The sequence below is a fragment of the Pantoea sp. SGAir0215 genome, from assembly GCF_043543215.1.
In genome coordinates this window covers 2,042,740-2,058,308 of sequence record NZ_CP028031.1, presented here as the reverse complement: position 1 = coordinate 2,058,308, position 15,569 = coordinate 2,042,740, and the positions used below count along the sequence as shown (strand labels likewise).

The 15,569-nt window shown below is 54.3% G+C and carries 12 protein-coding genes; 8 read left to right on the top strand and 4 right to left on the bottom strand.

The window, feature by feature from the left end:
- Window positions 1–8: 8 nt before the first annotated feature.
- From C1N64_RS09665 to ssuB, 4 genes are read left to right on the top strand one after another with little or no spacing between them, the layout of a single operon-like run.
- Window positions 9–962 (top strand): sulfonate ABC transporter substrate-binding protein, encoded by a 954-nt coding sequence (locus C1N64_RS09665; RefSeq protein WP_006118649.1) that lies wholly within the window; start codon window positions 9–11, stop codon window positions 960–962.
- A 10-nt stretch (window positions 963–972) separates the two neighbouring features.
- A complete protein-coding gene (gene ssuD, locus C1N64_RS09660; protein ID WP_033737623.1) occupies window positions 973–2,121 on the top strand; it encodes an FMNH2-dependent alkanesulfonate monooxygenase in 1,149 nt (382 codons plus the stop codon).
- Between the two features lie 10 nt (window positions 2,122–2,131).
- Window positions 2,132–2,923 carry an aliphatic sulfonate ABC transporter permease SsuC gene (gene ssuC / locus C1N64_RS09655; RefSeq protein WP_033737624.1) on the top strand — a complete coding sequence of 264 codons (792 nt, stop codon included), beginning with the start codon at window positions 2,132–2,134 and terminating at the stop codon, window positions 2,921–2,923.
- Complete coding sequence (ssuB, locus tag C1N64_RS09650; RefSeq protein WP_033737625.1) at window positions 2,920–3,708, top strand: aliphatic sulfonates ABC transporter ATP-binding protein; 789 nt, start codon at window positions 2,920–2,922, stop codon at window positions 3,706–3,708. The genes ssuC and ssuB overlap by 4 nt, the downstream gene beginning before the upstream one ends.
- A 32-nt stretch (window positions 3,709–3,740) precedes the next feature.
- On the opposite strand, the gene pepN is transcribed toward ssuB, so the two are convergent.
- The gene (pepN, locus tag C1N64_RS09645; RefSeq protein ID WP_039341279.1) at window positions 3,741–6,356 is read right to left on the bottom strand and encodes an aminopeptidase N; all 2,616 of its coding nucleotides are present in this window, start codon (window positions 6,354–6,356) and stop codon (window positions 3,741–3,743) included.
- 241 nt (window positions 6,357–6,597) lie between these two features.
- On the opposite strand from pepN, the gene pncB reads away from it, so the two are divergent.
- The 4 genes from pncB (at window position 6,598) to C1N64_RS09625 (ending at window position 12,196) form a co-directional block, all read left to right on the top strand.
- Window positions 6,598–7,803 carry a nicotinate phosphoribosyltransferase gene (gene pncB, locus C1N64_RS09640; protein ID WP_039341282.1) on the top strand — a complete coding sequence of 402 codons (1,206 nt, stop codon included), beginning with the start codon at window positions 6,598–6,600 and terminating at the stop codon, window positions 7,801–7,803.
- Between the two features lie 158 nt (window positions 7,804–7,961).
- Window positions 7,962–9,362 (top strand): asparagine--tRNA ligase, encoded by a 1,401-nt coding sequence (gene asnS, locus C1N64_RS09635; RefSeq protein ID WP_039341285.1) that lies wholly within the window; start codon window positions 7,962–7,964, stop codon window positions 9,360–9,362.
- Between the two features lie 300 nt (window positions 9,363–9,662).
- Window positions 9,663–10,796, top strand: coding sequence for a porin OmpF (gene ompF / locus C1N64_RS09630; protein ID WP_058701020.1), 1,134 nt, complete (start codon window positions 9,663–9,665; stop codon window positions 10,794–10,796).
- Between the two features lie 209 nt (window positions 10,797–11,005).
- On the top strand, window positions 11,006–12,196 hold the full coding sequence (locus tag C1N64_RS09625; RefSeq protein WP_033737628.1) for an amino acid aminotransferase: 1,191 nt from the start codon (window positions 11,006–11,008) through the stop codon (window positions 12,194–12,196).
- A gap of 42 nt (window positions 12,197–12,238) precedes the next feature.
- Here C1N64_RS09625 and C1N64_RS09620 read toward each other — a convergent pair whose 3' ends face one another.
- The 3 genes from C1N64_RS09620 to ldtD all read right to left on the bottom strand — a co-directional run bounded on the left by C1N64_RS09620 (window position 12,239) and on the right by ldtD (window position 15,458).
- A complete protein-coding gene (locus C1N64_RS09620; protein ID WP_033737629.1) occupies window positions 12,239–12,868 on the bottom strand; it encodes an MBL fold metallo-hydrolase in 630 nt (209 codons plus the stop codon).
- Window positions 12,869–12,904: 36 nt separating this feature from the next.
- On the bottom strand, window positions 12,905–13,456 hold the full coding sequence (locus C1N64_RS09615; protein WP_033737630.1) for a YcbK family protein: 552 nt from the start codon (window positions 13,454–13,456) through the stop codon (window positions 12,905–12,907).
- A gap of 187 nt (window positions 13,457–13,643) precedes the next feature.
- A complete protein-coding gene (gene ldtD / locus C1N64_RS09610) occupies window positions 13,644–15,458 on the bottom strand; it encodes a L,D-transpeptidase (protein ID WP_133745113.1) in 1,815 nt (604 codons plus the stop codon).
- Window positions 15,459–15,569: the final 111 nt, after the last annotated feature.

Sequence of the window (15,569 nt, the reverse complement as noted above, 5' to 3'; positions counted from 1 at the left end):
GATTAAGCATGAAACGGATAGTAAGCGCGTGGTTACTGGCAGGGATGTTGATAACGGGAACTCAGGTTTATGCTGCTGAGCCAGCCCCCGAACAGGTGCGTATCGGCTACCAGAAAGGATCGGTCAGTATGGTGCTGGCAAAAGCTCACCGGTTACTGGAAACGCGTTTCCCTCAGACCAAAATACAGTGGGTTGAATTTCCAGCCGGGCCGCAAATGCTGGAAGCCCTGAACGTTAACAGTATTGATATTGCCAGTACCGGCGATATTCCACCCATTTTTGCCCAGGCGGCGGGGGCAGATTTACTCTATATCGGCTCGGAGCCGCCTAAGCCCAAAGCCGAGGTGATTCTGGTCAGCCAGGACAGCCCGCTGAAATCGGTGGCCGACCTGAAGGGCAAAAAAGTGGCCTTTCAGAAAGGCTCCAGCTCGCACAATCTGTTACTGCGCGCACTGGAGGAGGCCGGCCTGTCAATCAAAGATATACAGCCGGTTTATCTTACGCCTGCCGATGCCCGCGCGGCCTTTCAGCAGGGTAACGTTGATGCCTGGGCGATATGGGATCCCTATTATTCCGCAGTGCTGCTTCAGGGGCACGTTCGCGTTTTAAAAGACGGTACCACACTCAATCAGACCGGTCCGTTCTACCTTGCGACGCGCGCATTCGCCCAGAACCATAATGACTTTGTCTTAGCAACGCTCAAAACCTTTAGCGATGCGGAAGCGCTGACGCGCAGCGAACGTGACCAGAGCATTCATCTGCTTGCCACCTCCATTGGCCTGCCTGAGGCGGTCATTGCCAGTAATCTGGATCATCGTCCCCCTAGCCCGGTCAGTCCGGTCAGCGCGCACACTGTTGCGTTACAACAGAAAACCGCCGATCTGTTTTATGCCAATCACCTGATTCCCGTGAAAGTATCAATTGCCGATCGCATCTGGCATCCCCGTAGCGTGACGCAATAAGGAGAGAAAAATGAGTGTTTCCGTATTCTGGTTCCTGCCCACCCATGGTGACGGTCACTACCTTGGCACGGCCGAAGGTGCGCGCCCGGTCGATCATGCGTATCTGCAGCAGGTCGCGCAGGCAGCCGATCGCCTGGGTTTTGGTGGCGTGCTAATCCCGACCGGCCGCTCGTGTGAAGATGCCTGGCTGGTGGCCGCCTCATTAATTCCGGTCACTCAGCGCCTGCGTTTTCTGGTTGCCCTGCGCCCTGGCGTGATTTCACCGACTCAGGCCGCCCGCCAGGCCGCGACGCTCGATCGTCTGTCTAACGGACGTGCACTGTTTAATCTGGTAACGGGCGGCGATCCCGAAGAGCTGGCAGGTGATGGCGTTTTCCTCGACCATCGTGAACGCTATGCCGAATCGGCCGAGTTCACCCGCGTCTGGCGCCGGGTGCTGGAAGGTGAAACAGTGGACTACGAGGGCAAGCATGTGCATGTGCGCGGGGCGCGCCTGATGTTTAAGCCGGTGCAGCAGCCTCGTCCACCGCTGTGGTTTGGCGGGTCATCAGAGCCCGCTCAGGATCTGGCCGCTGAACAGGTTGATGTGTACCTCACCTGGGGCGAGCCGCCTGAACTGGTAAAAGAAAAAATTGAACAGGTACGCGCTAAAGCCGCTGCTCAGGGCCGCCAGGTTCGTTTTGGTATCCGCCTGCATGTCATCGTCCGTGAAACCAATGAAGAAGCCTGGCAGGCCGCCGACAAACTGATTGCTAACGTCGATGACGCCACTATTGCCAGAGCGCAAAGCGCTTTCCAGCGTACCGATTCCGTTGGGCAGCAACGCATGGCCGCCCTGCACGGAGGTCGCCGTGACAAACTGGAGATTAGCCCCAATCTCTGGGCTGGCGTTGGGCTGGTTCGCAGCGGTGCCGGTACCGCGCTGGTGGGCGATGCCCCAACCGTAGCGGCGCGAATGAAAGAGTACGAAGCGCTGGGCATTGAAACCTTTATTCTTTCCGGCTATCCGCACCTGGAAGAAGCCTATCGCGTGGGCGAGCTGCTGTTTCCCCATCTGGATCTGAAGATACCTGAAGTGCCTCAACCTCGGGTCGTTCAGGCGCACGGTGAAGCAGTTGCGAACGATTTTACCCCCGAGAAAAAAGCCGCACGGGCCTGAGGAGATCGCCATGATCCGATTACGTCAATCCTTCTCAGCGGCGCTTGTGCCCTGGCTGTTACCGGTGTTACTGGTCGTGGTCTGGCAGATTGCGTCGCAGACCGGCTGGCTCTCCAGCCGTATCCTGCCGGCACCGGAGAAGATCGTCACCACCTTCTGGCAACTGGCCGCCAGCGGCGAGCTGTGGCGGAATCTGGCTATCAGCAGCTGGCGCGCGCTGCTGGGCTTTAGCATCGGCGGTTCGATCGGGTTAGTGCTGGGATTGATTACCGGCACCTCACGTCTGGGCGAGCGCCTGCTGGATACCTCGGTACAAATGTTACGTAACGTGCCTCATCTGGCGCTTATCCCGCTGGTCATCCTGTGGTTTGGTATCGATGAAACCGCCAAAATTTTTCTGGTGGCGCTGGGCACACTGTTCCCGATTTATCTGAATACGTATCACGGCATTCGCAACGTGGATCGGGGGCTGGTTGAAATGGCACGCAGCTATGGCTTATCGGGCTGGAGCCTGTTTGTGCAGGTGATATTGCCGGGTGCGTTACCGAGCATCATGGTCGGCGTGCGTTTTGGTCTGGGATTAATGTGGCTCACGCTGATTGTGGCTGAAACCATTTCCGCTAACGCCGGGATTGGCTACCTGGCCATGAATGCCCGTGAATTTCTACAAACCGATGTGGTGATGGTCGCCATTATTCTTTATGCCCTGCTGGGGAAACTGGCCGATGTCAGTGCGCTACTGCTGGAACGTGTCTGGTTACGCTGGCATCCGGCTTATCAACATAAGGAGGAAGCAGCATGATTAACTCCGCTATCCCGGCGCGTCTGACGGCCGGTACGCCGGTTGGTGTAAAGGGCGTCAGCAAAAAATATGGCGAGCGTACGATTCTTAATAACATTGACCTGCACATACCGTCTGGACAATTTGTGGCCGTCGTGGGCCGCAGCGGCTGCGGCAAAAGTACCCTGCTGCGTTTGCTGGCCGGGCTGGAAAACAGCACTGAGGGTCAGCTACTGGCCGGCACTGCGCCATTGCACACGGCGCGCGACGAAACCCGTCTGATGTTCCAGGATGCGCGACTGCTGCCCTGGAAAAAAGTGATTGATAACGTGGCACTTGGTCTGCGGGGCAATGCCTGGCGGGAAGCCGCACACGAGGCGCTGGCGGCCGTTGGGCTGGCCGATCGCGCCAGTGACTGGCCTGCCGCCCTGTCTGGCGGTCAGAAACAGCGCGTGGCACTGGCTCGCGCCCTGATTCATCGCCCCGGTCTGCTCCTTCTGGATGAGCCACTCGGCGCGCTCGATGCGTTAACCCGAATTGAGATGCAGGAGCTGATTGAATCACTGTGGCAGCAACACAATTTTACGGTGCTGTTGGTCACCCATGATGTCAGTGAAGCGGTTGCAATGGCGGATCGGGTTCTGCTGATTGAGGAAGGTCGGATTGGGCTGGATTTGCAGGTTGATTTGCCGCGTCCCCGGCGGCGGGGTTCCGCCCGTCTGGCCGAGCTGGAAGCGGAGGTGCTGGATCGGGTGATGCGTCGCAGTGCGGCAGATAAACCGCCGCGCTATGCGCAACAGCGCTGATGAAACGGCGGGCCATGGCCCGCCGTTTTTTATCAGGCGTTAAGCGCCTTGGTAATTTTCTCGTACAGATCGCCCGACAGTTTCTCCAGACCCTGTAGCTGCTCCAGCGCCTGGCGCATCAGCGCCTGACGGCGAGTATCGTAACGTTTCAGACGAATCAATGGCTCAATCATGCGCGACGCAACCTGCGGATTTCGGGTATTTAAATCCGTCAACATCTCGACCAGGAAGCGATAGCCGCTGCCATCTTCGGCATGGAAGGCCGAGGGGTTCCCCGATGCGAAGGCACCGATCAATGAACGAATACGGTTGGGGTTCCCCATGCTGAACGAACGGTGCGACAGCAACCGGCGCACGTTAAGTAACGCATTCTGCGCCGGGCTGGTGGCCTGCAACATAAACCATTTGTCCATCACCAGGCCATCGCGATGCCAGCGATCGTCATAGTCAGCCAGTAAAGCGTCACGGCACGGCAACTGCGCCGCCACGGCGGCCGAGAGTGCCGCCAGGGAATCGGTCATATTATTCGCGCGCTGATACTGTGCCTGAACCAGTTTATCGGCCAGATCCATGTCACCAAACGCCAGATAGTACAGGCAGATGTTTTTCAGTGACCGTTTGCCTGTTTCCGCATGATCAACGTGATAGTCCGCCTGCTGATTGGCGTTATACACGGCAAAGAATTCATCCGCCAGTTCACGCGCCAGCGTACGGACCAACGCTTCGCGCACCAGCGCAATGGCCTGCGGATCGATAATCTCAAACAGCTCGGCAATTTCGTTCTCACTCGGCAACGTCAAAATCAGCGCCGTCAATGCCGGGTCGCTGTCTGCGTCAAGCAGCACGGTGCGGAAAGCATCGGCAACGTGCAGCGGCAGTGACAAATGCTGCCCCTGCTGATGACGCGCAACATTGAGACGTAAATAGGTTGCCAGCAGACTTTGCGCCGCATCCCAGCGGGAAAAATCGTTACTGGCATGGCGCATCAGGAAGGTGAGCTGGGCATCGCTCCACTTATAATCAAGTTTCACAGGTGCGGAGAATTCACGCAGCAGTGACGGCACCGGCTGGAAATAGACGTTATCAAACGTAAACGTCTGGAACTCTTCCGTCACGTTCAGGACGTGATGCACAGGATGGCCATCGCGCTGCAACGGAATCACCTTGCCCTGGCCGTCATACAGTTCGATATCCAGCGGGATGTGTAGCGGCAGCTTTTCTTTCTGATCGGCTGTCGGTGGCGTGTGTTGCGTAACGTGCAACGTGTACTGCTCCAGTTCCGGATTGTAGTCGTCGCGTACCGTGACGGTTGGTGTACCTGACTGGCTGTACCAGCGGCGGAACTGAGACAGATCAACGCCAGACGCGTCTTCCATCGCCTGAACAAAATCATCGCAGGTGGCGGCGCTGCCGTCATGCCGTTTGAAGTACAGTTGCATCCCTTTCTGAAAGTTCTCCTCTCCCAGCAAGGTATGCATCATGCGGATCACTTCCGATCCTTTTTCATACACGGTTAAGGTGTAGAAATTATTCATTTCGATCACCTGATCCGGCCGGATCGGGTGCGCCATCGGACTGGCATCCTCAGCAAACTGCGCACCGCGCATGATACGGACATTATCGATACGATTAACGGCGCGCGATCCCAGGTCTGAACTGAACTCCTGATCGCGGAAGACGGTCAGCCCCTCCTTGAGGCTCAACTGGAACCAGTCACGACAGGTGACGCGGTTGCCGGTCCAGTTGTGGAAATATTCATGGCCTATAACGGCCTCAATCCCCAGGTAATCTTTATCGGTTGCGGTTTCGGCTTTTGCCAGCACATATTTGGAGTTAAAGATGTTAAGCCCTTTATTCTCCATCGCGCCCATATTAAAGAAGTCCACCGCGACAATCATAAAGATGTCGAGGTCATACTCCAGGCCAAAGCGCTCTTCATCCCACTTCATGCTGTTTTTCAGCGAGGTCATTGCCCAGTCGGCGCGGTCCAGATTGCCTCTGTCAACAAAGATCTCCAGTGCGACATCACGCCCCGAACGCGTGGTAAAGCTGTCGCGCAGCACGTCAAAATCACCTGCCACCAGCGCAAACAGATAGCAGGGCTTCGGGAACGGATCCTGCCATTTAACCCAGTGACGTCCCTGCTCGTCATGACCACTGTCGATACGGTTGCCGTTCGACAACAGGAAAGGATAGCGGTTGCCATCGGCAATGATGGTGGTCGTGAAACGCGCCAGCACATCCGGCCGATCCAGATACCAGGTAATATGACGGAAGCCTTCGGCTTCACATTGCGTACAAAGTGCCTCACCTGACTTGTACAATCCTTCAAGCGCGCTGTTGCGGTCAGGATGAATGTCATTCACGATTTTCAGCGTGAAACTGTCTGGCAACTGGCTGAGTACCAGTGCGCCTTCTTCCTCTTTATAAGCCGTCCAGGCCTGGCCATTAACTTCCAGCGAGATCAGGGTCAGATCTTCACCGTCCAGACGCAATTCAGCCCCGTTATCACCCTGGCGTTTAACCTGACTGATGGCCGTGACGCGCGTGGTCGACTCATCCAGTTCAAAGGTTAAATCAATATCGGTGATGGTATAATCGGGAGCCCGGTAATCGTGGCGATATTTTATTTTTGGCTGCTGCGTCATATTTCGTCTCGCAATGAATAGTTTACCCGTCAAAGTCTAAGCCTGATGCGTTAAGCTTGCCATGCGTAATGCATGTCGTGGGCAAAATGGCTACACTTTCTTAACAATGACACAATTCGGCCTCGACTCGCTATCCTGAAATATGCTGTGATCGCCGTCTGTTAGTGATTTATACTTTTGCGTCTTTGTGACGTTTAATACACCGGGCTCTGCGCCACCGAACAGGATGCCGAAACGCGCCATGACAGGACATGCTTCCCCGATACTGACTTCGCTGCTGGATACTGACGCGTATAAGCTTCATATGCAGCAAGCCGTCTTCCACCGCTACTATGATGTTACGGTAGCGGCGGAGTTTCGCTGCCGCAGCGATGAGTTACTGGGTTTTTATGCTGACGAAATCCGTGCAGCGATCAGTGCCATGCAGACGCTGGCGCTGACCGACGCCGAATATGCCTGGTTATCTGACCTCCCCTTCTTTGCTGACGACTACCTTAACTGGCTGCGCAATTTTCGCTATGACCCCCAGCAGGTCGACGTGCAAAATCACAACGGCAAGCTGGCCATCCGAATTCAGGGGCCCTGGCGTGAGGTCATCATGTGGGAAGTTCCCCTGTTGGCTTTGATCAGCGAAGTGGTGCATCGCCATCGTACACCACACACCGGCAGTCAGCAGGCCGTGGACTTTCTGCACCAGAAACTGGCGACGTTTAAAACGCAAATTGCGGATACCGATATGTCACGTTTTCGGTTGATGGATTTTGGTACCCGTCGCCGCTATTCCCGGTCGGTGCAGGAAGCCATTGTCAGTACGCTGAAGCAGGACTTTCCCTGGCTGATGGGCACCAGCAACTATGATCTGGCCCGCCGTCTTGAACTGACGCCTGTCGGCACGCAGGCGCACGAATGGTTTCAGGCTTTTCAGCAAATCAGTCCGGTGCTGGCGAACAGCCAGCGGGCCGCGTTACAGGCCTGGCTGGATGAATATGATGACAAACTGGGTATTGCGTTAACGGACTGCATCGCTATGGACGCCTTCCTGCGCGACTTCGGCCCGGTCTTCGCCCGCCGTTACCAGGGTTTACGCCATGATTCGGGCGATCCGGTTGAATGGGGTGAAAAAGCCCTGGCGCATTATCAGCAACTGGGCATAGATCCACAGAGTAAAACCCTGGTGTTCTCCGACAACCTGAATCTGGATAAAGCGCTGGCGCTCTATCGCCACTTTGGTCAGCGTACTCACGTGGTGTTTGGCATTGGCACCCGACTGACCTGCGATATTCCCGGCGTGACGCCACTCAATATTGTCATTAAGCTGGTGCAGTGTAACGGGAAGCCGGTTGCCAAGCTGTCAGACAGTCCGGGCAAAACCATTTGTCAGGATAAAGCCTTCGTCAGAGCCTTGAGAAAAGCCTTTGACCTGCCGCTGGTAAAAAAAGCCAGCTAAGCGCTATGTGACTGGGGCGCTCTGCGCCCCCGCTTTCCTGGCAATAAATCTGCCCTTCCCCCTGAATTTTGCTTGTTTCCTGTTGACTCGCAAGTAACATAGCAACACCCCAGTCTGGGGAATTCATTCACACACTTCTTCTATATAGAGAGATATTTATGAGCGTAGTGCCTGTAGCGGATGTACTGCACGGTCGCGTCGCGGTTGACAGTGAAGTCACCGTACGTGGTTGGGTACGTACCCGAAGAGATTCAAAAGCCGGTCTGTCCTTTATCGCCGTGTATGACGGCTCCTGCTTTAATCCCGTTCAGGCCGTCGTCAATAATTCTCTGAATAATTACCAGGACGAAGTGCTGCGCCTGACTACCGGCTGCTCCGTCATTGTCACCGGTACCGTTGTGGCATCTCCGGGCCAGGGGCAGGCGTTTGAAATCCAGGCGACAAAGCTGGAGGTGGTAGGCTGGGTGGAAGATCCCGACAGCTATCCTATGGCGGCCAAACGTCACAGCATTGAGTATTTGCGTGAAGTCGCCCACCTGCGTCCACGCACGAACCTGATTGGTGCCGTAGCCCGTGTTCGTCACACGCTGGCGCAGGCGCTGCACCGTTTCTTCCATGAGAACGGCTATTTCTGGGTTTCTACGCCGCTGATTACCGCTTCCGATACCGAAGGTGCGGGTGAAATGTTCCGCGTATCAACGCTGGATCTGGAAAACCTGCCGCGTGACGATCAGGGCAAAGTCGACTTTTCAGAAGACTTCTTTGGTAAGGAAGCTTTCCTTACGGTATCCGGCCAGCTCAACGGCGAAACCTACGCCAGTGCGCTGTCAAAAATTTATACCTTTGGCCCCACCTTCCGGGCCGAAAACTCCAACACCAGCCGTCATCTCGCCGAATTCTGGATGCTGGAGCCGGAAATAGCCTTCGCCTCCCTGGATGATGCGGCCGATCTGGCGGAAGCCATGCTGAAGTATGTATTTAAAGCCGTCCTGGAAGAACGTGCAGACGACATGGCGTTCTTTGCCGAGCGCGTTGATAACGACGCCATTGCTCGTCTGGAGCGCTTTGTCACCACAGACTTTGCGCAGGTCGACTATACCGATGCCGTCGAGATTCTGATGAACTGCGGCCAGACGTTTGAGAACCCTGTCTCCTGGGGCATTGATTTGTCTTCTGAGCATGAGCGTTACCTGGCGGAGAAACACTTTAAAGCGCCTGTCGTTGTGAAAAACTACCCGAAAGACATCAAAGCGTTCTACATGCGCCTTAACGAAGACGGTAAAACCGTGGCCGCGATGGATGTGTTAGCGCCTGGCATTGGTGAAATTATCGGCGGTTCACAGCGTGAAGAGCGTCTGGATGTACTGGATGCGCGTCTGGAAGAGATGGGGCTGAAAAAAGAGGATTACTGGTGGTATCGTGATCTGCGTCGCTATGGCACCGTTCCCCATTCCGGATTCGGATTAGGTTTCGAACGTTTAATCGCCTATGTCACAGGCGTACAAAATGTAAGAGATGTTATTCCATTCCCACGTACGCCACGTAATGCGAGCTTCTGATTTTCAGCATTTAATATAAGAAATTCATATATATAAAGAGGTCGGCTTCGCCGGCCTTTTTTTATTTTTGTAAATTTTGATATGACTCACAAAGTTCCGTTATTTTTACATTTAGAAATACATTTTTTATCTTTGAAACAAGATTACGACTTTTGTAGCATTTTCGCAGTAGAATTACCCGATGGGGGATGGAAAGATGCGTGCAGACACAGGAGACACCAAACTTCTTTCAAGGTTCATGTAAAGATTTCTTGACGGCAGTGGCAGGTGTCCAAATAACTCCAATGAGGGTAATAAATAATGATGAAGCGCAACATTCTGGCAGTGGTTATCCCTGCTCTGCTCGCCGCTGGCGCAGCCAATGCAGCAGAAGTTTATAACAAAGACGGCAATAAGCTGGACCTGTACGGTAAAGTGGATGCACGTCACCAGTTCTCTGATAACTCAGGTGATGACGGCGATCAGACTTATATTCGCTTCGGCTTCAAAGGCGAAACCAAGATCAATGACCAGATGACTGGTTACGGTCAGTGGGAATACAACATCCAGGGTAATAACTCTGAAGGTTCTGACGCGCAGAGCGGTAACAAAACCCGTCTGGGCTTTGCGGGTCTGAAATTCGGCGATGCCGGCTCAATCGACTACGGCCGTAATTACGGTGTGGTTTATGATGCAATCGGCTGGACCGATATGCTGCCAGTATTTGGTGGCGACTCAGGCTACACAGATAATTTCATGAACGGTCGTAACGGCGGTCTGCTGACCTACCGCAACACCAATTTCTTTGGTCTGGTAGATGGCTGGAATTTTGCGCTTCAGTATCAAGGCAAAAACGATCGTACCGATCCTCGTCGTGCTAATGGCGACGGCTACGGTATTTCAACCTCGTACACCTCTCCGATCGGCGTGGGTATCGTAGGTGCCTATAGCAGCAGCGATCGTACCAATACCCAGTCTGACGGTTCCGTAAGTAACAACAACGCAGTAACCGCTCGTGGCGCTGGCGTTGGTGCTGGTAAGCATGCAGAAAACTGGGCAACTGCGCTGAAATATGACGCTAACAATGTATACCTGGCAGCGATGTACGGTGAAACCCGCAACTCTACACCAATCAGCGGTGTGTTCAACGTAAACGGCCAGACATTTAGCGGTGATGCATTCGCTAACAAAACTCAAGAAATCGAGCTGGTTGCACAGTACCAGTTTGACTTCGGTCTGCGTCCTTCACTGGCTTACGTTCAGTCCAAAGGCAAAGACATTGAAGGTATCGGCGATGCGGATATCTACAAATACTTCGATGTGGGCGCAACCTACTACTTCAACAAAAACATGGCCACCTACGTTGATTATAAAATCAACCAGCTGGACAAAAACAACCCACTGGGCATTCCTAACGACGACGTAGTCGGCCTGGGTGTGGTTTACCAGTTCTAAGTTTGTTGATGCAGTACAAAAAACGGAGCTTCGGCTCCGTTTTTTATTGCCTTTATTCAGCGCAGCCGCTGCGTGGCCCCTTTCTCCCTATAAGTACCGGTAATTCTGCCGACCGGACAATGAATTTTATCGCAAACGGTTGGCATTTCGTCATGCTGACGTTAACCTGATGCTTCATTTGCTAAAGTTCACGCTACTGGACCCGACTCATGTTTGAATCGATCTCTGCTGCACCTGCCGATCCTATCCTTGGCCTGGCCGATCTGTTTCGTGCCGATGACCGCCCGAATAAAATTAATCTCGGTATTGGCGTTTATAAAGATGAAACCGGGAAAACCCCGGTGCTCACCAGCGTTAAAAAAGCAGAGCAATATCTGCTGGAAAACGAGACCAGCAAAAATTACCTGAGCATTGACGGTCTGCCGGATTTCGCACACTGCACTCAGGAATTGTTATTTGGTAAAGGCAACGCCCTGATTTCGGCGGGCCGCGTACGTTCCGCGCAGACGCCAGGCGGGACAGGTGCACTGCGTGTCGCTGCGGATTTTCTGGCCACGCAGACGTCGGTGAAGCGCGTATGGGTCAGCAACCCGAGCTGGCCGAACCATAAAAACGTGTTTAACGCCGCGGGTCTCGAGGTGTGTGAATACTCGTATTATGATGCGGTCAACCATACGCTGGACTTTGACAGCATGCTGGCCTCGCTGAAAGAGGTTAAAGCCGGTGATGTGGTGCTGTTCCACGGCTGCTGCCATAACCCAACCGGTATCGATCCGACAGCAGAGCAGTGGCAACAGCTGGCTGCGCTTTCCAAAGCCAATGGCTGGTTGCCGCTGTTTGACTTCGCCTATCAGGGCTTTGCCCGTGGGCTGGAAGAAGATGCAGCAGGTCTGCGCCTGTTTGCGGCCAGCCATCAGGAGCTGATTGTGGCCAGTTCCTATTCCAAAAACTTTGGTCTGTATAATGAACGCGTGGGTGCGATTACGCTGGTGGCGAGCGATGCAGCCACGGCCGATACCGCCTTCAGTCAGGTGAAGTACACGATTCGCGCGAACTACTCTAACCCACCGTCACACGGTGCGGCAGTGGTGGCAACCATCCTGGGAAATGACGCGCTCCGTACCATCTGGCAGCAGGAGTTGTCCGATATGCGTCAGCGTATCCAGCGCATGCGTCAGCTGTTTGTGAATACGCTGGCGGAAAAAGGGGCGCAGCAGGATTTCAGCTTTATCATTAAGCAGAACGGTATGTTCTCGTTCAGCGGGCTGACCAAAGATCAGGTCATTCGTCTGCGTGAAGAGTTTGGCGTATATGCGGTGAACTCAGGCCGGGTGAACGTGGCCGGGATGACGCCCGATAATATGTCTGCCCTGTGTGAAGCGATTGTCGCCGTGCTGTAATCCTGTCCTTATGAAAAAAAATGGGCCTGAGTGGCCCATTTTTTATTGCAGAAAAGGATTCGTCAGACGTTCACGACCTAAAGTGGATAGCGGACCGTGACCGGGCAAAAACGTCACATCATCTCCCAGCGGCAACACTTTGTTTTTGATGGCATCAATCAGATGCTGATGGTTACCCTGCGGAAAGTCGGTGCGTCCTACACCACCGTTAAAGATCACATCACCGGAAACCAGTAAACGCCCCTGTCGGTCAAAAAACACGATATGACCTGGCGTATGACCGGGACAGTGCAGAACCTCAAGATTAACCTGACCAACCTGAACAGTGTCCCCCTCTTCCAGCCAGCGATCGGGCGTAAGCGGCGCGCAGTACTCAAGTCCAAACATCTGGCTCTGCGTGGGCAATGCCTCAAGCCAGAACGCATCCTGTTTGTGCGGGCCTACCAGTGGTATGTTCCAGCAGGCCGCCAGTTCCGCCGCGGCCCCGACATGATCAAGATGACCATGCGTCAGCAGGATCTGGCCAGGCGTTAAATCAAGCTGTTCCAGCGTTTGCCTGATTGTATCGGCGTCACCACCCGGATCCACAATCGCAGATTCACGTGTGGTGTCGCACCAGATAACCGAACAGTTCTGCGCGAAGGCGGTAACGGGGATAATGTGATAATTCATAACGCTCCATGGTCGGCACCCGCAGCGTTGCCGACGTTACGACCAGTGCCTGACCGGACCGGTATCAATATGTACAAAGTTGCTGCTGGGGTAATATCCTACACCACCCGCCCGCATTTTTAACGCAGCTTTCCGGACATTCGCCAGACTAATCCCCTCAATATGGAAATCCATCGCCTGACCTTTGGTGTGGTAGCTGTGTTTGGCGACACCAGGACCAGATTCGCGCAGCATATTATTGGTGGCCAGAGTGCGGTAGCCCGAGATCAGCTGAACGGGCTTACGCGTTTCCAGCAGCGCCTGGAGGCGGTAGAGCTGATCGAAAAGGTGGGGATCGATACTTTTGATTTTATTGGCGCGGTAGTCACGGAAAAAATGGTTAAGACGCGATAACTCGCTCTTGTCGTAACTTTTACCGTTGAAGAATTCTGTTTTGAGGGTTTCACCCGTGTGAAGGTTATTCAGCGTTAAGACGCGCGGTCGTGACGTAGAGAGTGAAGCCATCGCTGACGTCGGCAACAAAGCCAGTCCCGCAGCGGCACTTCCGCAAAACAACAGTTTGCGACGGACAGAATCAATTGTAGACATGAAGCGTTTTACCTGAGAACAGAGCCAATGACACGTGCAAAAAACGCACTGGCGGAACCATAACTTTCTCGCGGTAGCACGTCAACCCATGTCTGGCAAGTTTGGAAGACGGCGCCTCATCGGAGACACCGCCTTTCTCAGGTCATCTTCCCACGCGCAATGCGCACTTACGGTTAAAAATCAACCGTTAGAGGAGCAACTGCTGCGCGCGACTCAGCACCAGACTCCCGGAACGGGCAGTATTATCATAATTGTAAATATCTGTACGAAACTGCGTTTTACCATCATCCGCGACCCAGGCGGTTAAATAATACAGGTTAACCGGTATCCGATGGCGAATAGGCACATAGCGCGTATCACCCTGTTTTAACGTCCCTGAGATACGGGCATCATTCCAGCCTACATCCTGCAGCAGAATGCCCGCCAGTTCTGACGCTTTGTTGACCCGCACGCAGCCCGAGCTGAGTGCGCGAATATCACGCTGGAACAGATTATGATTGGGCGTGTCGTGCAAATAGATAGCATCTGAACTGGGCATATTAAATTTGAAACGGCCCAGTGAATTGGTCTGCCCCGGCGCCTGACGAATTCGGTACGGGAACGACGAGGCTGACACCATGCTCCAGTCGATCATGGTGGGATCGATCACCTCCGCATCCGCACTCCAGCCCGACAGCAGGGTATATCCATGCTTATACAGGTACGTCGGGTCCTGTTTCACTTTTGGAATGATGTCCTGGCGCACCAGCGTGGTAGGCACATTCCACGGCGGATTCAGCACCACGTTGTTGAGCGCGCTGCGCATCAGTGGCGTTTTACGGTCTGGCCGGCCCACAATCACCCGCGATGTCAGCACCCGGGTGCCGTTGTTGTAATAATTCAACGAGTAATTGGGAATGTTGACCATAATGCCGTTGTGCATATCATCCGGCAGCAAACGCAGGCGTTGAATGTTCAGCGCCAGCAGGGCGGCACGTTGCTGAGGTGACACATTCAGCCATTCACGCGTACGCGGACCAATGGCACCATCCGCGTCCAGCCCCTGCCACTGTTGAAAGCGTTTTACCGCTGCGACCAGATTATCGTCATAGACATTGACGCCACTTGTCGCCGTAGGTGCCACTTGTACGTTGTCCGGCGCGCCTGGCGGTGGCGGCGGAATAGCGTTCACGGCAACGGCAGACGGGCTGACCGCGACAGGTTCACTGTGGCTGACCGTAACTGGCGCAGTAGGAACCGCATCGTCATTCGGTGCAGGTGCCGTCGTCTGTGCACTTAACATACCGCTGCGCCGCAGGATTTCCCGCAGTGCCGGTACATCATCACTGACCTGACCCGGCCTTACCGTGTCGCGATTTTTGATTTGCGGCCACGGCTGTTTATCGTTAAGCAGGTTTATTAACGCTTTGTGCATTAAGGGATACTGCGGATGTTGCGGTTCCAGCGAATTCACAAAGGCCGCTGCCCGCCCCGCATTCACGGCGTTCTGCCAGGCATTAATGACGGACACCGACGGCACCGCCAACTTATAGGGCACCGTACTGTAGAGCCACGTTTCCCCCTGTGCGGGAACCGATGAGACAAACTGCAGATAACCCAGCATGGCATCGGACAGTGTCACATCGCGGGCGAATCCGGTAATGGATGGATCGGTCAGACGCTCCACCCACCGGGTAAATTGTGGCTGGACGCCGGATAACGCTACCTCAGCCAGCTGCTGCTGAAACTTCTGCACGGCGTCATGATCCTGCCAGATCGGTTGCATATTTCGTGCGGCATACAGGGCGGCCAGTGAAGCACCGTAAAAAGGCTGACTGTCACTGGCAAACGCCTGGCGAATTTTTTGCTGACTGGCAGAAACAGAGGTGGTGGCCTGGGTCGAATGGACACCGGGCATGGCCGCGATGATAGCCGCCTGGGACGGCACGCACGGACTCAGGGCAAGTGCCAGCACCAGCCATGAACTAACCTGATGAATTGTTAAGCCTTTATTCAGTAACATCCCTGCCCCCTTCATTAATCTACCGCGCAGCCTGAGAGGAAAAAGCTGCAATCGGGCTGTTACTCATATGACTGAGTATACAAACAAAAACGGCATTTGCCTCCTGCGACA